Origin of the sequence: Selenomonas sp. oral taxon 892 str. F0426 (assembly GCF_000468035.1) — a bacterium.
In the GTDB taxonomy this organism is placed as follows: domain Bacteria; phylum Bacillota; class Negativicutes; order Selenomonadales; family Selenomonadaceae; genus Centipeda.
The window spans coordinates 183,726-200,875 of the sequence record NZ_KI260540.1; the positions used below are offsets into that span (position 1 = coordinate 183,726).

A 17,150-nucleotide genomic window follows, 5' to 3' on the forward strand; every position below is an offset into this window, starting at 1 on the left:
CATATCAATTTACAAAAGAGCTGATTTATCTTACAATAGTACGGTACTATGTGAGGTGGGTTGATATGAAGGAGTTAACACTCGGCACCACGCGGCGCGCGGTGTTCATGGAGGGCGTGCACGACGGCGTGCCGATTGCGCTCGGCTATTTCGTCGTGGCATTCACGCTCGGGATTCTCGCCAAGACGGCGGAGCTCACGCCGTGGCAAGGGTTCGTGACAAGTACGATCAACATCGCCTCGGCAGGCGAATATGCGGGCTTCACGGTCATTGCGGCACAGGCCCCCTATCTCGAGATCGCCGTGCTGACACTCGTGGCGAATGCGCGCTATTTTCTCATGGCAGCGGCACTGACGCAGCGTTTCTCTCCCGAGACCTCGCTCCTGCATCGACTCGCCGTGAGCTTCGGCGTGACGGACGAGATCTTCGGCATCACGGTCGCACGCGGAGGCATGCTGAACCCATACTACAACTACGGTGCAATGACGATCTCTATCCCCGCCTGGTCAGCGGGAACATCGGCAGGCATCCTCGCGGGCGGCATTCTGCCCGCTGCGGTCGTCTCCGCGCTCTCGGTCGCACTCTATGGAATGTTCGTCTGGGTCGTCCTGCCCGCCGCGAAAGCGAGCCGCCCCATCGGCGGCATGGTGCTCCTGAGCTGCCTGCTCTCGCTTGCGGCGACCTATGCACCCGTCACGAGTGAACTCTCAGGCGGCACGCGCACGATTCTCCTCACGCTCCTCATCGCGGGCATCGGTGCGGCACTCTTCCCGATCGACATGGAAAAGGAGGACAGCCATGCCTGACATCTGGCTCTACATCGCCGTCATGAGCGCAGTAACGCTTGCGATTCGTCTCACCCCCGCACTCCTCCTCCGGCGCGAGATCAAGAATGTGTTCGTCCGCTCCTTCCTCTTCTACGTCCCCTACGTAACGCTCGCCGTCATGACCTTCCCCGCCATCATTGAGGCGACACGCACGCCCCTCGCGGGCGCGGCGGCCTTCGTCTTTGCACTCTTCCTCGCATGGAACGGTGCGAGCCTCTTCCGCTGTGCGGCAGGCGCATCCGTCATGGTGCTGATCGTGGAGGGCATCTATTTTTCGCTGTAATCAATCGTAGTTTGCTGAAAAAGCGCCCGCTAAACGAAATGAAGGGAGCATGCACATGGAGTTCGATTGTTGGACAGGCATAAAAATCGGGGAGAAATCATACATTATCGCGGAGAAAATTCGCTATAAGGAGAAAACATCGGACGATGTATGGACAGAGTACGGTCTTATTACAGAAGACAGCGACGCACGCATCTGGCTGAGCATCGCGGAGGGAGGACTCTCCTGCAGCCTCTCCTCCCCTGTGGGAAACAAAGTGCCGAAGGGCTACCGCCTCCATGACAGCGGCACGGAGGTCGTGACGGGCGTATGGGGCGATACGGACGCCTCCGTCGGCGATGAGACGGAATACGAGCAGTACGAGAGCACAGATGGCCAGGAAACCTTCTTTGTCGAGCATTGGAACGGCCGCCGCAGCAGCTCTGCGGGACGAAAGATTGCCGCCGCCGTCATCACCGCAGACACGGATATGAGGCCGCGTGCGCGGGGAATGTTTCTGCGGGCACAGCTTCGCGATCTCGCCGTCAATATGGGGAGCGGGCTCACTGCAGTCGCCGTTGTCCTCCTCATTATGTACGGGATCCCCGATTTCGGTACGCGGGACTGGCATGATGTCCGCCGCTTTGTAAACATGCCCTATGCACAGCATGAGCGACTGGCGGATGCGCCTTACTATGCGGAGAATGAGGAGGAGGGCGGTGCGCGCATCTACACGGCGCATATCGACGCCGCCAGCACCGCGCTCGATCTCATCGAGGGCGTGGACGGCAGGGTACAGGATGCCTATGAAGATCTGCATGATGCGGAGCACCCGCTCATCGTTCGCACGCAGACGGAGCTCACACGCATTACAGCGGCGGCAGATGGAACGGCACGCATTGTCCTCATTGAGGCGCCCCCCGACTCCGCTCCCGCCGCCGAAAAACTGGAGCGTGGCTACGTCCTCATGCGCTATGCTGAGCTCGTACGTACGGGCGATCAGCGCGGGCGTGCCGCAGTGGTGCTGCAGGAAAGTCCGAAGGTAGGCCCTCCCTCCGCCGCACCTGCGGACACCGCGTCTGCCGCAGCGGAAGCCGCGAACCATACAGCCGCACGCGCACCGACTACCCCCGCAGCCGAGGAGACACCGCGCCGCACACGCCATCTTGTGCACTAATCCCTCGATTTTTCAAAGGACTCACAGACGATAGGAGAACTCAGATGATCGATCTGCCCACCCTGATGCTTACCGCATTCTACGCCGCATTCGGCATTCTGCTCATGATTGTATCCAACATCGTGATCGACTTCTTCATCCCCGGCGATTTCGCCGAGGAGATTCGGCGCGGCAACCGCGCGGTCGCATGGCTCTCGGCCGGCTCGTTCATCGGCATCGGCGAGATCCTGCGCGCCGTCATCATCTCGCCTGGCTGCGAGGTGCTGACAACGGACTTCGTGCAGGGCGTCGTCACAAGCGTGGTTTACTCCGCTGTCGGCATCCTCTTCTTCATCATGGGCTTCTTCATCATCAACGCATGGCACCGCAAATACGCACTCGCCGCCGAAATCCAGCGCGGGAATACGGCGGCGGGTATCTTCGTGTTCGGGATCTTCGTTGGGCTGTCGCTTGTCATCAGCGGCGCGGTGCATTGATGAGCATGCCCACGAAAAAGCCTCCCCCGCTGCTGACCTATCCAAGAAGCAAGTCCGTAGGACAAAGCTGATTGGGCAACAGGTCGTATGGGAAAACTCTACTGCAAAAGCCTCCCCCGTGCACCACGGGGGAGGGGGACCGCTTGCGGTGGAAGGGGCGCTTTGAACGATGACAGGAGAAGCAACGTAGGGAGGTTCTGCATGGAAAATATAGGGCGCAAAGCCGCCATCCTCGCCGCTGCATTTGCCTCGGTCGGAGCACTCGGCGCAGCGTATGTCTATCGTCATGACATCGCCTTTTCTGTATGCGATCTCGTTCATCCCGAGTGGAACGCGGGCGAAGCGCGTCTTGCAGATGCCTACGACCGCCGCTACACCCTTCTCAACAACGGCGACGGCACGGAGACCGCACTCTATGACGACAGCACTGCCGTCACCTTTCGCCACGACGGCGCGGGCGACCTCGTCTGGCTGTTCGGGACGGCGAGCCTCCTCGCCCCCCTCGCGCCGAACTACTTCGCATTTCACGGATTCTCCTACGCGGGCGGCACAATGGATCTCGCACATATGACCTACCGCACGAATGCGCCGCTCACACCGCTCCCCGAAACATTCAAGGCATCCTCCCACAGTCACGCCCACGGTTCCCGTGGTTATACGGGGCGCGGCAACTACGACGAGCGAAAGAGTTCCCAGTCGGGCGAGGTCAGCCGCAAGTCCGGCTTCGGTCAGGCGGGCATCCGCTCCTCGGGAGGTTCGTAACGTGAGCAGCACACAGAAAGAGACCTACATCGACGCACTTGACCCGACAATCTTCACCTATATCCAATACGGCGACTATGCAGACCGCTACCCAACACATACCGTGCAGGCATTCCCGCAAACATTCTACGACGAGATGCGCGCAGCATCGGCAGGACTGTTCCGTATCTTCTGCAAGGCCGCACAGGTGCTGCAAAACGCCCCCGACGACTTCGCGCGCGCGATGGATCTGCCGCGCGAACTGCTCCCCTATCTGCGCATCCCGAATGCATTCCGTCTGCCGACGTGGCTCTCGCGCTTTGACTTCGTGCTCGATGAGAAAGGGCATATCCGCATGGTCGAGATCAATGCGGATACGCCCTGTTTTATTGTGGAGTCCTTCTATGCCAACGGAATTGCGGCAGAGTATCATGGGCGGCGTGACCCGAACGCGGGGACGCAGACACAGCTGCGGGATTTTCTCACGCGCATTCATAATCACCTGGCCGCTCCCGTCGCCGATCTGAACCGTCAGACGCTCACGCACCGTCCTTTCGTATTCAGCTGCTTTGACGACTACCCCGAGGATCTGGCAACGACGCGCTTCCTCATGGAGGAGATGCGCAAGGGAGCACCGCACGGCGACATCCGCTTCCTCTCGTTCTACGAGATGGAGATTGATGACATGGGTATTCCTCTCATAGACAATACATATGCATCTGCACTCTATCGTCTGCATCCAATGGAGATTCTGATTGACGAGCGCACGCCGACTGGTGAGCCGCTCGGCGCGCTGTTTCTCGATCTGTATAAGAACGGGACGTTTGCGATGATGAATCCCCCCGAGGCGATTCTCCTGCAAAACAAGTCCTTTATGGCGCTCGTCTACGCACTCGCACGGACAGAGCAGTTCCTCACCCCCGCAGAATGTGCGCTTGTGGAGCGCTGTCTCGTACCCTCTTACTTCGAGGACGATTTTGCCGCGCTCATGGACGGCACATACATCCGCAAGGAGATTTGGGGGCGCGAGGGGAAAAATGTCCGCCTGGTCGAAAAGCAGGGCGGACATACAGAAACGGTACACGAGAAGAATCCTGACAACGCGGATGACATCATCTGCCGTGAAAGCTGCGCGGCGATGTATCAGGACTTCATCCGTCAGCCACACTTCACACACACGGTCGACTCCGGGACGATCGAGGGCTGTCTGACCCTCTCGTGCTTCATGCTCTTTGACGCGCCCTCTGCCGTCGGTGCACGCTTCTCCCCCTCCGAGATCGCGGGGACGGAGGCGTATTTTCTGCCGCTCGTCACTGCGGAATAGTCCTCCTTCATATTCATCAAAAAAAAGCCGATGCACGAACGTCGATCAGACGTCGTTCATCGGCTTCTTTATGCAAAACTTGTACAGCATTATTTATCGCGCTGCTTCCCATCGATATTCGTGAGGAGCTTTCGGACAGCATCGACTGCCGCCGCGCGAAGTGCCCTGTCCAGATTCTCGGTGGAAACGTTGTGCCCGCCCCAGGCGACATCATCGAAGATCAAGCTGACGCTGTGCCCGCCGCCGCTCGTATAGGACGCAATAGCACTTGCACTCTGCAGATCAAGATTCGTGGCGGTGGCGGTGGAGTCCCCCTCGCCCTTGGATGCCATGACGATTGCTCCTGTACGGACATCCACAATGCGCAGGCTTATGTGTGCGGTTATCGTGTGCTGCTCTTGTGCGACAAGGAGGAATCCGCTGCTGCTGTGTGAGTCGCCGAGGCTGAGGATATTTCCGCGCACGACGTAGTCCGCGTCAAAGAGCTTCGCCGTCTCCATTGCAGCGTCATTCTCCGTGAGCCCCGCGAGTGAGAGTCCCAGCTCATCGAGACGGTCGGCGACAATCTCAGGATCGCAGTCGTAGAGGGTGTAGCGGCTCTCCTTCCGCAGTACGGCCATAACATACTCGCTCGCGGCTCTGCCCGCGTCGTAGACGGCGGCATCCCCATACGCACCGATGGGCATGACGGCAATCTTTGCTCCCGCAGGAATCTTCGCGACCGCAGCCTCTGCCGCTGTGGGCAAGATCGCAAAGAGCGCGAGGAGGACGGCAAGCGCCGCGCTGCGCATGCTCATCGGAAGAGCTTGCCCGCATCCATATCCGCGAGCATTGCCTGACAGATTTTCTCCGAGGACTTCTCAATGACCTTTTCATAGGTCTTCGCACTCGGGTTGTCCGTACCGGAGTGGATCCCGACAAGCCAGAGCTTCGATGTGGTCGCCTTCTCAAAGATGCGCTGCGACCAGACGACCTCTCCCGTCGCCGCCTTGATCACGCGCACATCCGTGAGGAGACCAAATCCTCCGTCCGTCTTATTCGAGGCATTGCTGAGTGCAGAGCCGAGGAGGCTGCCGAAGGGTCCCGCGAGACTCAGGAGATTGCCGGCAATGTTCATCGTTGTCTGGAAATTCACATCCTCCCACTGTCCGACACCGATATTCTGTACGGTACACTGGATGAGGTAGTCCGCCCCCTGCTCCTTGCCGACGCGCGCGGTGACAGCGGGGTTCAGCGTCTGCCCGAGGCGTGCCGTAGCGACAGTCTGGGCTGTATCGTCCCCAAAGGAGGGACTTTCAAAGACGGCACTGTAGTCACCGCCCTCGATGGCCGACTTGCCGGCAAGTACTGCGGGATAGTTGTCGTCTGCAATGAGCTGTTCAAGGTCACCGCCGACATAGCTTGTCTCACGCAGGTTGAATCGCCCGCTCTCGAGGAGCTTTACCATGAGGTTCTCCGAAAGGCGCTCACTCGTATCAAGCCCTGCAAAGCGCGTATTGTCCGTAAACTCCATGAGTACACATGTCGGCTTCGTCGTCACTGCGTCAGCCGTCACACCTGCCGCGGGCGCCTCTGCTGCCCAGCAGTGTCCCGTCAGAGCACTCGCGGCAATGCATGCGGTGAGCAGGCTTTTCTTCAAATAGGACCGACGCATTTACTTCACCTCTTTCAAGCCCTTCGGCAGACTCAGATATGCAGCATCCGGCGCTGCATCAAAGCGGTCGATGCGCAGGATGCATTTGTGTTCGTGCACCTTTCCGCCCTCCGTGCGGTAGGTAACGGAGGCGATGCGCGTGAGCTTTGCACCGTCGAAGTAGAATCGCACCGCCTCAAGTTCATTTGTATCCTGGCGGCGGTAGTCCTCATAACTCATGCCGTCCGTGAGACTGCCCGCCCCCGCCGCGGTGAACTGCGGTGTTCCGAGAGGCTTTTTCTCCGCCGGAAGGAGAATGGAGAGGAGGCGCGTCACATCCGCCTCACCGAAACGCTCGCCATAGATGAGAACGTCCTCGGTCTTTTCGCGTTCGCCGCGCACCTTGCCCTTTCCGTAGTTGCCGTAGTAGGTACGCTTGTCCCTGTTCATCTCGCGGTTGAAAATATACTCCTTGCCGTCCTTGATGAGGAAGCATCTGGCGTAGCTGCCGTACGAGCGTTCCTCGTATTTGTCCGTGCCGCCGAGGATGAGCATGCCGCGATAGGCGCGGCTGACGTACTCAGGTGCCGCCGCCATATCCTCCTTTGCCCACATTGAGAGCGTCACCTTGTCACGGTTATGCAGACGCTCGGATGGGGTGATGTTTTCATAGCGGACGGTGCAGCTCCGATTCTCCATCATCGCGCGGTATGCGTCAAGCTTCGCCGCTGCTGCGGGTGAAATGGAGGTAATGGTGAGCGCTGCGCCCATGAGGAGTGCCGCGATAATCTTACTTTGCATTTGCCTTACCTCCTATCGTACCAACGCGTGCGGGGCTGCCAAGCAGGTCGTTCATCCCGCCGGTCCCCGCCTCATAGACAGGAATCTCAAAGCTCGGCGAAAAAGCCCCTGCGGGGATCTGATCGCTGATGCCCTCGATCTCGATGCTGCTGAGAACGGTTGCTTCGGACATGCCGTTCTTTTCGATCACCAGCACCTTCTGGATACGTACAAGGCGTCCACCGTCATAGAGGGCGTTGTACAGAATGGTGCCCGCGGTCGTGTTCGCCTGCGTGCGGATCACGCTCTTATAGACATCAGCAGTGTAGGTCTTGCTGCCCAGGGTGAGCGTCTTCGTCGTTTCATACGCGGGTGCCGTCAGGCTCGGAGCGCGGTAGGAAAACTGATCGTCTGCAAAGAAGATGCGCAGCTCCTCGGGCAGAGCGACATCGTCCGGGACATCCTCCCAATACTCCTCGGGATTCAGTGCGGGACTCGTGAGCATATGCGCGGGCAGTATGCGTGCAAACGGTTTGCTGCCGTTGTAGTCGAACTGGTAGTAGTTCCCGTCCTTATACATAGCCTTGTATCGGATGGCGTTCGCCTTCTTGGCGCCCTCACGTCCCGTCTGCGCCAGGCGGCTGCCGTTCTGAGCAATGAGGCGCTGTGCCTCGCCGTCGCGCACATAGGTCACGCAGAACGTCCCCGAGGCGAGCCGCGTGCGATAGTCTGCTGCACCCGCCTGCTCTCCGGCAGGTACGGCGCTTTCCTGCATGGCCGCAGGCGCGGGATCCGCATAGACCTCTGCCATGCCGGGCAGGGTCAGGAGAGCCGCACATCCTGCAAGCGCGAGGATCTTCCTTGCTTTCATTTTTTACCTCCCTTATTGTTGCCGTAGCCAAGCTGTGTAAGCAGCCCCTCTTTGCCGTAGACGGCATCTGTGATCGCCTTCTCAATGGCGTTGTACGCCTGCTCGGGGCTGACGAATGCCGTGCCGAGCGAGACAAAAGCACTCCTCGTGCCGACTGCGGTGCTCGTGCTCGTCGAGGCACCATCGCCCTGTGCAACGAGGACAATGCGCCCCGTCGCCACCTCAACCATCTTGAGCGAGACATGGGCAAAGACGCGATGCTGATCGTTGCGGACCTGTGCGTCGTTCTCGTAGGAAACGGCGGCAACGTGATTCTCCTTCGTCGTCAGTCCCGTGACGCTCCCGTAGATCTTGTACTCCGCGCCCTTGAGCTGACCGACCCCCGGACCGCCCTCCATGACGCCGGTAAGCCCCATACTTTGCTCTTCGAGGAGATCCTGCAGATACTCACGGTCGACCACTGTAAACACATCGTAGCGTGCAGTGAGGGTCTTGACCAGCGCCTCCATCGCCTGCCCTGAGTAGTCGCCGAAGCTCTCCCAGCCGACATCCGGCGCCTTGTTCTTAAACGACATGACAGCGACCACAGGATGATCGTAGAGCCCTGCACGGCATATACTGCTCATACCAAGCCCAAGCACAAAGGCCATCAACACTGCAATGTTTCGAAACATACAACTCCCCCTCTGCTGTCAGATCACAATAAAACAGCATATATCTGCCGCTATTTTATCACGACTCATCTTTTCGATACAAGATTTTCTTTTATTTCTTTAACTTTTGGCGTATGCAGCATAAATTTAGACAAGAAAAAAGAACCTATCGTTAGGTAACGAAGGCTCTTTCTTCAATCCATCCTCTCAAGCCGTGCGCTCGCTGCGCATCTCCCACCAGCTCCCCAGGAGGAAGAATACAAGGGAGACGGTGATGCCAACGGCGATCGGGTGCAGGCCGAACGGCTTGAACCCTGCCGCCATCGCCGCACAGTAGATCACCGTGCCGCCGCCCATCGCAGCGAGTGCGCCCGTCCTCCGTGCCCACTTCGTAAAGAGGCCAAAGACGAGCACCCAGAAGAACGCAGTCTCAAGTCCGCCGAAGGCAAACATATTGATGAGCCAAATCAGCGAGGGCGGAGCAATCGCGAGAATAAAAACGATGATGCCGAGCGCCGCTGTGACGCCCATCGAGAGGCGGCGGAGCGTCTTCTCAGAGACGAATCTGCCGCGCTTTTGCATATGGTGGAGGTAGACGTCCTTCACCACGGCAGACGACGCCACGATGAGAACGCCAGAGATCGTCGAGATCGACGCCGCCAGCGGCCCGATGATCGCAAGACCCAGCAGCTCAGGCGGCATGACCTGCGCCATCAGCTGCGGGATTACACTGTCCACCCCGCCGAGGGCCTTTGCGTCCACGCCGAGCACGCCGCGCCCGAGAACGCCGACGAGATTCACGGCGATGTTCATAAAGGCAATCACAACCGTCCCGATGATCATGGCACGGTGCATGTCTCGGCTGCTGCGATAGCTGATGCCGCGCACGACCGACTGCGGCAGCGCAATCGTGAGTGCGCCCACGAGCAGCCACTGCGAAACGTAGAGCGAGATCGGCATGCGTCCCGCCGCCGTCGGCGTCAGCATCTCCGGATGGGAGGTGCGCAGCTCCGCGAGGATCGCCTGGAGTCCGCCGCCTGCCTCAAGCACATAGTAAAAGAGCAGAACGATACCAAGCATCATCACAATCGCACAGCACGTATCCGTCAAGGCGACGGCACGAAACCCGCCGATTGAGGTATAGACAACGACCACAATGCCAAAGAGCACAAGGCCAAGCTCATAGCTGTACCCTGTGACCGCCGCGAAGAGCTGTGCCCCGCCGACAAACTGCGCGACCATCGATGCTGCAAAGAACACAACGATGGCAAACGCCGCCATGGCAGCGAGTACATCCGACTGGTAGCGGTGACGGATGATATCCACAATCGTAACGGCATGGATGCGCCGCGCAAGACGTGCAACCTTTTTCCCGAAGATGCCGAGTACGAGGAAGATCGTCATGGTCTGAATGACGGCCATATAGATCCAGCCGAAACCGATCTCATACGCCATCCCGGGGCCGCCGACAAAGGAACTGACCGAACTATAGGTAGCGACCATCGTCATCGCGAGCACGAACGCACCGAGCGTCTGCCCGCCGACGAAATAGCCCGAGAGGAAGCCGCCTGCATGGCTCTGCCGCCGCACATAGATCCCGAGCGCCAGCATCGCCGCCATAAAGCCAAGCAGCGGCAGAAGAACCGCAAGATGCCCGTTCATCGTGCCGCCCCCTCTCCGTCCGCCTCATCGAGAGGAATATCCTCCGCCGTACAGGCGAGATAGACGGCAATCACGGCGCCCACCACGAGCACCCCCACCGTCGACGTAATCGCCCAGAGCGGAAAGCCCGCGATCGTCACATCGAGCGATGAGAGCCCGAAGCCCAGCACCGTCCAAAGGACGGCAAAGAGAATCCCTGCCGCAGCAGTACGCCTCGCCTCACGGGCGGTGGCGTCCGCCGCATTTCTGTCATCCTGCATGATGAACCTCCTATACAGTTGTGCCGTCGGAGGCTCTCGCTCTCCGCAGCATTCCGAGCACCGCCGACACATCGGCGCCGCTCTCACAAATATCGCCTTATCCTACCACATCTTTGAGATATGCGCAATCGTTCTTTATTCAAAATTTTCTTTGTTCAGTTCCGTCCCATTAGTCCTATACACGCCCTTCAGAGGTCATAATTTTTTGGTATAAAATGATAAAATGTCTTGATTCCAGCCTAAAAAAGGTATAGAATTGATCTTATCTATAAAATTTATGAAAGGGAGAGAACATTGGGTATTAAACAAAAACTGCTCCTCATGGGCACACTCATGGCGCTGCTTGTTGCTGCGATCTGCGGGATCGGCTACTACAAGGCGCAGGATGCTCTCACCGAGGCAACTGCGAGTGAGATTGAGGCCCTCTTGGACGTGGAGGCGGCAAAGGTCAACACATGGCTTGCACGGAAGGAGCAGCAGGCGGTCAGCGCTGCGAACCTCCTCTCTGCATACGACGGCAATCCCGTCATGATGGATCGCGAGATGATGAGTCTCGCCTCCAACGACAAGGATGTGCTTGATCTCGCCTACGGTGCTGAGGACGGCCGCTTCATCAGCTGGAGCGACGGGGACATCTCCGCGACCGATCCGCGCGGCCGTGATTGGTACAAGCAGGCGAAGGCGGCCGGCAAGCCGCTCTTCACCGAGGTCTATCAGGACGCCATCTCGAAAAAGATGGTCGTCTCTGCCGCTGTGCCGTACCAGGGGAAGGACGGCGCATTCGCCGGTGCGATCTGCTCCGACATCACACTCGATACGCTTGGGGAGCGTGTCACACACCTGAAATATCGCGGTGAGGGCGCCGGCATCATCGTTGAGCCAAGCGGTCTCATCATCGCCTCCTCCGAGGGACAGGCGATGCACAAGGTCGAGGAGAATCCCGTCCTCAAAGAGCGTTTCCCCGAAATGCTCAAAAATAAGAACGGCTACTTTGCCATGGAGAAGGACGGCGAGCCGCAGATCATCGCCTACGCCACCATCCCCTCCTCCGGCTGGATCGTCGCAATTGCAGTGCCGGAGAGCGTTGCATTTGCACAGCTCCAGAGTCTCAAGATGACCTATACGGTACTCACCGTTCTGGGCATTATCCTCGTCGCAGGCATCATCTTCGCTCTCATGCGCTTTGCAGCGACCATCACGGGAGCAACGGAGCGCCTGATGGATCACGTCAGCGCCCTCGCAAAGGGGGACCTGAGCCAGCCTGATCTCCCTGTCACCTCACATGACGAGCTTGGACAGCTCGCAGCGAACTTCAACGCCATGATGAAGAACATCCGTGATGTGATCCGACAGGTCGCAGGTACGGCCGAGCAGCTCGCAGCAGCATCGCAGCAGCTCACGGCAGGAGCACATCAGATGGCGGAGTCCGCGACCGAGATCGCAGGCACCGTCTCCGAGGTCGCAAGCGGCACAGATGCACAGCTCGAGAGTCTCGCCGGTGCAAAGAAAAACATCGGCATCGTCTCCGGCGATATCGAGCTCGTCACAGACAAAGCCGGCCGCGTCGCAGACAGTTCTGTCCGTACGGCAGAGGCTGCGGCACGCGGTGAGAGCCTCATGAATGACGCCATGACGAAGATGACCGGCATCGAGCAGAGTGTCCTGCGCTCCGCCGAGGTCGTCGAAAAGCTCGGTGAGAGTTCCAAACAGATCGGCGAGATCGTCGAAACCATCTCCGCCATCGCCGAGCAGACGAACCTCCTCGCCCTCAACGCCGCCATTGAGGCAGCACGCGCAGGCGAGACGGGACGCGGCTTTGCCGTCGTCGCCGAGGAGGTCCGAAAGCTCGCCGAGCAGTCGCGTGAGGCAGCCGACCAGATCAAGGAGCGCATCACCAGTGTCCAGCATGACACGGCGCAGGCGGTCAGTGCCATGCAGAGCGGTACCGGTGAGGTACAGGCAGGAGCGGCGGCCATTCACGAGGTCGGCGTCCAGTTCGAGGACATCATGCGCATGGTCGACGAGATCAAAGAGCAGATGGCCGACATCAACACGTCCATGCAGACCGTCGCGAGCGGCACAGAGCTGATTGTCCAGTCCGCAGGCATGGTCAACGAGATCACAGAGAAGACTGCAGACCATATGCAGAACATCTCCTCCTCGTCCGAGTCGCAGTCCGCATCGAGCGAAGAGATTGCCTCCGCCTCCCAGTCGCTGGCCATGCTCGCCACCGACCTGCAGAACACCACGAATAAGTTCAAGTTCTAAGAACATATACAGAACGCCCCGCGGCACGTGCTGCGGGGCGTTTTTAGAAAGGACTCCATGACCGACATCATCGACATTCACACGCATACCATTGCCAGTATGCACGCCTACAGCACCATCCGCGAGATGGCTGCCGCAGCAAAGGAAAAGGGACTTGCACTCATCGGCATCTCCGATCACGCTCCCGGCCTGCCCGGTACATTCCCCGAGATGTATTTCCGCAACTTTAAGGTCATCCGCCCCGCCGCCTACAGCATCGACATCATCATGGGCGCAGAACTGAACATCATGAATTACGAGGGAAAGGTCGATCTGCCCGAAAAGACGCTGCAAAAACTGCACTATGCCATCGCAAGTCTGCATGATCTCACCATCAGGCCAGGCACGCAGGAGGAGAATACACGCGCCCTGCTCCATGCGATGGAGAATCCCTATGTCGTCATTATCGGTCATCCCGACAACCCCGCCTACCCCATTGACTTCGATGCCCTTGCGCGTGCCGCAGCGGAGCATCACGTCCTCATCGAGGCGAACAGCGCTTCCCACAACCCGAACGGCCCCCGCAAGGGCTCGGAACTTCTCGCGCGCCCCCTGCTTGATGCCTGCCGCCGTCACGGCGCACATATCATCATCGGCAGCGATGCACACGTCGACAGCGACGTCGGAGAGCACAGCCACACGCACGCCATCCTTGAGGAGATTGACTTCCCTGCGGAGCTTGTTCTCAACAGCGATCCTGCACGGCTCAAAGCGTGGATTGCACAGCGGCATGCACGCGGCGGCGTACACGGGCTGAATTATTCTTCTTAATTTTTCCCATTTTATAGTTATTTATTTTTATTTATTGTTATTTTTCTTCACACGAAAAAGAGGAATCACTGCCGATCATTTTTCGACAGTGATTCCTCTTTTTTTGCGGATTCCTCAGAATTCATACGTGAGACCGAGCCAGTAGCTGCGGCGGGCCATATAGGAGCCGCCGGCAATGCCGTCGGCATCGAGATCATCGTAGTAGACGCTGTACCGCGTCCCATCCGCTGCGGCTGCCGATCGGTCGAAGTCACGATTCAGCAGGTTGTTCACGACAAACTGCACAGAGAGTCCGTCCTTCAGCTTGTGCGTCGCGCCCATGTTGAGAACAGTGAACGGCCGATAGGTCGAGGCAAGCCCTGCCGCCTGTTTCGAGCGGTACATGCCGCTGCGGTACTGCGCAGTCATCCAGACATCCGTTGTCCCCGTCGGTGACCAGTCAAGCCGCAGATTAACCGCCTGCTTTGGTGTGGAGCGCAGGGGCTGACCCATGTTATGCCCGCTCTTAATCTGACTCGTGAGGAATGTCCAGTTCAGCCCCGCCGAGAGTTTCGGCGAGAGCGTAAACTTCGCTCCCAGTTCTGCGCCATGAATGCGTGCCTTGCCGACGTTTTCATATGTGCGGACGGCGCCGACCCCAACGATATTCACGGCATCGCTGAGATCAATCTTGTTCTTGAAATCTGTATGGAAGAATGTCAGATGCGCATCCGTTCCGTGGTCACTTTGATAGTAGAGCCCGAGCTCCTGCGTCGTTGACTTCTCCGGCTTCAGTCCCGTATTGCCGCGATAGATTTCGCCCGTAATGTTCAGATGGATATCCACGGGCGCGGCCTGGAGCATCGTCGGTGCCTTGTAGCCTGTAGCGATGCCGCCCTTCACAGTGAAATGACGGTTTGGCATGTAGATAAGATAGCCGCGCGGGCTGAGATTATCGTCATAGTCCTCAGGATGATCGTAGCGCAGACCGTAGGTAAAGACGAGCTTCTTTGAGAGTGACCACGTATCCTCACCGAAGAGCGCCCAACTCGTACGCGAGAGGCTTCCGTTATCGTTCGAGCTGCGCTGACGCATCATCTGAGCGAACATGGGCGGAGCAAAGCCCCTCGGCGCGATCGTGCGGCGCAGGTGATAGTCCACTGATTCGCGCTGCCAGCGCGCTCCTACGGCGAGCATGTGATCGTCTCCGAGCGGTGTCACATACTTTGTGTCGAACGTAACAAAATCATTTTTCACATTGTTGCGGATTTCCGATCTGATCGGAATACGGAGCGGCAGGAAGGACGGACGTGCCTCCCCAGCCATATCCGAATCGAGGTGCATCTCGTTGCGCAGGAGGGAGAACGTGTTCGTCCATGTACCCTCCTTGCCGATCCTATTTTCCGCGCCAAGTACGACCTTCGTGCGGTCAAACCGCTGTGCCACATCACCGTTCATCTGCATCACCGCTCTCGCATTCGGCGGTGCAGGCGGAGAGGGCGGCCGCATCTGCCCGCGCTGCGCAAAATCTCCGTCGCGCATATTCTGGCCGCGATCGACATCGAGGAAGTAGCTGTGTCCCTCGGCGGGCGTATAGGTCAGGCGCGTGCCGAGATTCCAGTTGTCGTAGTCACGCCGCTCCTTGTCGATTCCAAATGCCGACGCGCCGCGCTTTAGGTAGCTGCCGCGCACCTGGAGGCCAACCTTCTCCTTCGTGATAGGCCCTGCGGCATTAAACGAATACTTCATCGTATTTGACTTATTGTCCGTCGTCTCAAGGAGACTGCCCACGGAGACTGTTCCGTGGAACGCATCGGTCACCTTCTTTGTGATGATGTTGATGACGCCGCCCATCGCATCCGAGCCGTAGAGCGTCGACATCGGGCCGCGCACGACCTCAATGCGCTCAATCTGAGTCGGTGCAGGAAGACTCGTATTTGCGAGCTGGTTAAAGCTGCGCATCATCCCGCCCGCAATGCCCGGCCCTGACTGCGCCACCCCATCCACAAGAATGAGCGTGTGCGCATCGCTCATGCCGCGGATCGAGACAGCGGGCGTATCAAAGCGCCCCGTCGCGCCAAAGGTATCAATCCCCTCAATCGTATCGAGCACCTGCCGCAGATCGGTGTATCCGCGCCGCATGATCTCGTCCGACTTGATCACCGTAATGCTTGCAGGTGCAAATCGCGGATCTTCCTCAAAGCCCGATGCCGTCACAACGACCGCATCTGTTTCATATGTCGGCCTGTGTGAAGTTGTTGCCGTTTTATCCGGTCCCTGTACGGCTTCTGCATGCACAATGCTTGACAATCCGGAGGCTGCAAGCGCGACAGCCGCCGCAAGCGTTCTTTTCTCTCTCAATCGCATGATCGTTCCTCCTCGTCCATAAAGCCAGTCATTGCCTTCGCCCGCTCTCCCCAAAAGGCGAAGCCTGCCCTTACTTTCTGCTCACGACCGCGATATACGAGAACTCCTTGTTGTGATCGAAGAAGAAGTTGAACATCTTGCGGAAGCGGTCGAGGTTCTCCGTCCGAAGGCCGTTGCGGATGATCTTCATCGCACCGTCAAAGCCCTCATCGCGCACAAGTCCCGCGGGATCGAGGAGCGTCATGTCGCCCGTCTGCACCTCGATGGTAAAGCCCGCATCGCGGAAGAGTTTCTCCCAGAGTGCATGCGGGAGCGGATCGACATTCACATTGATCGCACGCGAGATCCCCGCACGCAGCTCCGTCGCCTCCCCCTCATCCGCCACGCGCAGCGCGACATCGTGCGTGAGGAGGACGCCGCCCGGTTTCAGCACGCGATAGTATTCGGCGATCGCCTTCGCCTTGTTCTCGCGCGGCAGCATTGTAAGCATCGCCTCGTTAATGACGACATCAAACGACGCATCGGGGAAGGGCAGCGCCAGTGCATTCCCCTCCACCACGTCGATCACATCGCCAAGCCCGTGCTTTTCGATGTTCGCACGCGCCTTCTCAAGTGCGGCCGGGTTCATATCGAGTCCCGTGATGCAGCAGCCATACTGCTCCGCGAGCGCCACCATCGTCGTCCCCATATTGCACGCCACCTCAAGTACGCGCGTATCCGCCGTAAAGTCAGCATGGCCGAGCAGCCACTCCGTAGCCTCTCGTCCGCCTGGACGCAGCCGCGTCTTGCCAAGCCGTGCAAGGAATTCGTGTCCTGGTTCATGCTTCTTCTCTTCTGGCATTGTAATCGCTCCCATCTATATGATTGAAAACATCTATCATCAATGAGATTAGTATAGATGAGAATGCCTCGCGATTCTGTTGCAAGAGTCACAGGTGAAAAAATGCATAAAAAAAGAAGGGGCAAATGCCCCTTGTGTGTGCCGTCCCCTTATGCAGATTATGCTCTATAAGCCTCCCCCGTCGGAACGGGGGAGGCTAGGATTATGGCATCTTAGCTT

At 58.5% G+C, this 17,150-nt stretch carries 17 protein-coding genes; 8 read left to right on the top strand and 9 right to left on the bottom strand.

Annotated features, from left to right (window positions below; translation table 11 throughout):
* The first annotated feature begins 65 nt into the window (after positions 1-65).
* The 6 genes from HMPREF1992_RS07805 to HMPREF1992_RS07830 all read left to right on the top strand — a co-directional run bounded on the left by HMPREF1992_RS07805 (position 66) and on the right by HMPREF1992_RS07830 (position 4,807).
* A complete protein-coding gene (locus HMPREF1992_RS07805) occupies positions 66-806 on the top strand; it encodes an AzlC family ABC transporter permease (RefSeq protein WP_021685346.1) in 741 nt (246 codons plus the stop codon).
* Positions 799-1,110, top strand: a complete 312-nt coding sequence (locus HMPREF1992_RS07810; protein WP_021685347.1) for an AzlD domain-containing protein — start codon at positions 799-801, stop codon at positions 1,108-1,110. Before HMPREF1992_RS07805 ends, HMPREF1992_RS07810 begins: the two co-directional genes overlap by 8 nt.
* A 55-nt stretch (positions 1,111-1,165) precedes the next feature.
* Complete coding sequence (locus tag HMPREF1992_RS07815) at positions 1,166-2,266, top strand: DUF4178 domain-containing protein (RefSeq protein ID WP_051290503.1); 1,101 nt, start codon at positions 1,166-1,168, stop codon at positions 2,264-2,266.
* Positions 2,267-2,310: 44 nt separating this feature from the next.
* On the top strand, positions 2,311-2,742 hold the full coding sequence (locus tag HMPREF1992_RS07820; protein WP_021685349.1) for a DUF350 domain-containing protein: 432 nt from the start codon (positions 2,311-2,313) through the stop codon (positions 2,740-2,742).
* Between the two features lie 201 nt (positions 2,743-2,943).
* Positions 2,944-3,504 carry a hypothetical protein gene (locus tag HMPREF1992_RS07825; RefSeq protein ID WP_021685350.1) on the top strand — a complete coding sequence of 187 codons (561 nt, stop codon included), beginning with the start codon at positions 2,944-2,946 and terminating at the stop codon, positions 3,502-3,504.
* Between the two features lies 1 nt (position 3,505).
* Positions 3,506-4,807 carry a glutathionylspermidine synthase family protein gene (locus HMPREF1992_RS07830; RefSeq protein ID WP_021685351.1) on the top strand — a complete coding sequence of 434 codons (1,302 nt, stop codon included), beginning with the start codon at positions 3,506-3,508 and terminating at the stop codon, positions 4,805-4,807.
* A gap of 89 nt (positions 4,808-4,896) precedes the next feature.
* Here HMPREF1992_RS07830 and HMPREF1992_RS07835 read toward each other — a convergent pair whose 3' ends face one another.
* The 7 genes from HMPREF1992_RS07835 to HMPREF1992_RS07865 all read right to left on the bottom strand — a co-directional run bounded on the left by HMPREF1992_RS07835 (position 4,897) and on the right by HMPREF1992_RS07865 (position 10,666).
* Positions 4,897-5,604 carry a CsgG/HfaB family protein gene (locus tag HMPREF1992_RS07835; RefSeq protein ID WP_021685352.1) on the bottom strand — a complete coding sequence of 236 codons (708 nt, stop codon included), beginning with the start codon at positions 5,602-5,604 and terminating at the stop codon, positions 4,897-4,899.
* Positions 5,601-6,446: a hypothetical protein gene (locus tag HMPREF1992_RS07840; protein WP_156023447.1), complete on the bottom strand. Its 846-nt coding sequence runs from the start codon at positions 6,444-6,446 to the stop codon at positions 5,601-5,603. The genes HMPREF1992_RS07835 and HMPREF1992_RS07840 overlap by 4 nt, the downstream gene beginning before the upstream one ends.
* A 15-nt stretch (positions 6,447-6,461) precedes the next feature.
* On the bottom strand, positions 6,462-7,241 hold the full coding sequence (locus HMPREF1992_RS07845; RefSeq protein ID WP_021685354.1) for a hypothetical protein: 780 nt from the start codon (positions 7,239-7,241) through the stop codon (positions 6,462-6,464).
* Complete coding sequence (locus HMPREF1992_RS07850) at positions 7,231-8,091, bottom strand: hypothetical protein (protein WP_021685355.1); 861 nt, start codon at positions 8,089-8,091, stop codon at positions 7,231-7,233. The genes HMPREF1992_RS07845 and HMPREF1992_RS07850 overlap by 11 nt, the downstream gene beginning before the upstream one ends.
* Positions 8,088-8,765 (bottom strand): CsgG/HfaB family protein, encoded by a 678-nt coding sequence (locus tag HMPREF1992_RS07855; protein WP_021685356.1) that lies wholly within the window; start codon positions 8,763-8,765, stop codon positions 8,088-8,090. The genes HMPREF1992_RS07850 and HMPREF1992_RS07855 overlap by 4 nt, the downstream gene beginning before the upstream one ends.
* 186 nt (positions 8,766-8,951) lie before the next feature.
* Positions 8,952-10,406 carry a sodium/pantothenate symporter gene (panF, locus tag HMPREF1992_RS07860; RefSeq protein WP_021685357.1) on the bottom strand — a complete coding sequence of 485 codons (1,455 nt, stop codon included), beginning with the start codon at positions 10,404-10,406 and terminating at the stop codon, positions 8,952-8,954.
* A complete protein-coding gene (locus HMPREF1992_RS07865; protein ID WP_021685358.1) occupies positions 10,403-10,666 on the bottom strand; it encodes a DUF997 family protein in 264 nt (87 codons plus the stop codon). The genes panF and HMPREF1992_RS07865 overlap by 4 nt, the downstream gene beginning before the upstream one ends.
* A gap of 294 nt (positions 10,667-10,960) precedes the next feature.
* Here HMPREF1992_RS07865 and HMPREF1992_RS07870 point away from each other — a divergent pair, with 294 nt between their 5' ends.
* Together HMPREF1992_RS07870 and HMPREF1992_RS07875 are read left to right on the top strand one after the other, a co-directional pair.
* Positions 10,961-12,934: a methyl-accepting chemotaxis protein gene (locus tag HMPREF1992_RS07870; RefSeq protein ID WP_037359082.1), complete on the top strand. Its 1,974-nt coding sequence runs from the start codon at positions 10,961-10,963 to the stop codon at positions 12,932-12,934.
* A gap of 57 nt (positions 12,935-12,991) precedes the next feature.
* Positions 12,992-13,744, top strand: coding sequence for a phosphatase (locus HMPREF1992_RS07875; RefSeq protein ID WP_021685361.1), 753 nt, complete (start codon positions 12,992-12,994; stop codon positions 13,742-13,744).
* A gap of 114 nt (positions 13,745-13,858) precedes the next feature.
* Here the strand turns inward: HMPREF1992_RS07875 and HMPREF1992_RS07880 are convergent, their stop codons facing one another.
* Together HMPREF1992_RS07880 and HMPREF1992_RS07885 are read right to left on the bottom strand one after the other, a co-directional pair.
* Positions 13,859-16,090 (bottom strand): TonB-dependent siderophore receptor, encoded by a 2,232-nt coding sequence (locus HMPREF1992_RS07880; RefSeq protein WP_021685362.1) that lies wholly within the window; start codon positions 16,088-16,090, stop codon positions 13,859-13,861.
* A 70-nt stretch (positions 16,091-16,160) separates the two neighbouring features.
* On the bottom strand, positions 16,161-16,931 hold the full coding sequence (locus HMPREF1992_RS07885; protein ID WP_037359085.1) for a class I SAM-dependent methyltransferase: 771 nt from the start codon (positions 16,929-16,931) through the stop codon (positions 16,161-16,163).
* Positions 16,932-17,150: the final 219 nt, after the last annotated feature.

Bases quoted from the DNA above. Each gene is read 5' to 3' on its own strand.
- HMPREF1992_RS07855 (WP_021685356.1), bottom strand. From the start codon at position 8,765: ATGTTTCGAAACATTGCAGTGTTGATGGCCTTTGTGCTTGGGCTTGGT.
- HMPREF1992_RS07805 (WP_021685346.1), top strand. From the start codon at position 66: ATGAAGGAGTTAACACTCGGCACCACGCGGCGCGCGGTGTTCATGGAG.
- HMPREF1992_RS07845 (WP_021685354.1), bottom strand. From the start codon at position 7,241: ATGCAAAGTAAGATTATCGCGGCACTCCTCATGGGCGCAGCGCTCACC.
- HMPREF1992_RS07875 (WP_021685361.1), top strand. From the start codon at position 12,992: ATGACCGACATCATCGACATTCACACGCATACCATTGCCAGTATGCAC.
- HMPREF1992_RS07815 (WP_051290503.1), top strand. From the start codon at position 1,166: ATGGAGTTCGATTGTTGGACAGGCATAAAAATCGGGGAGAAATCATAC.
- HMPREF1992_RS07820 (WP_021685349.1), top strand. From the start codon at position 2,311: ATGATCGATCTGCCCACCCTGATGCTTACCGCATTCTACGCCGCATTC.
- HMPREF1992_RS07880 (WP_021685362.1), bottom strand. From the start codon at position 16,090: ATGCGATTGAGAGAGAAAAGAACGCTTGCGGCGGCTGTCGCGCTTGCA.
- panF (WP_021685357.1), bottom strand. From the start codon at position 10,406: ATGAACGGGCATCTTGCGGTTCTTCTGCCGCTGCTTGGCTTTATGGCG.
- HMPREF1992_RS07825 (WP_021685350.1), top strand. From the start codon at position 2,944: ATGGAAAATATAGGGCGCAAAGCCGCCATCCTCGCCGCTGCATTTGCC.
- HMPREF1992_RS07835 (WP_021685352.1), bottom strand. From the start codon at position 5,604: ATGAGCATGCGCAGCGCGGCGCTTGCCGTCCTCCTCGCGCTCTTTGCG.
- HMPREF1992_RS07885 (WP_037359085.1), bottom strand. From the start codon at position 16,931: ATGCCAGAAGAGAAGAAGCATGAACCAGGACACGAATTCCTTGCACGG.
- HMPREF1992_RS07865 (WP_021685358.1), bottom strand. From the start codon at position 10,666: ATGCAGGATGACAGAAATGCGGCGGACGCCACCGCCCGTGAGGCGAGG.
- HMPREF1992_RS07810 (WP_021685347.1), top strand. From the start codon at position 799: ATGCCTGACATCTGGCTCTACATCGCCGTCATGAGCGCAGTAACGCTT.
- HMPREF1992_RS07850 (WP_021685355.1), bottom strand. From the start codon at position 8,091: ATGAAAGCAAGGAAGATCCTCGCGCTTGCAGGATGTGCGGCTCTCCTG.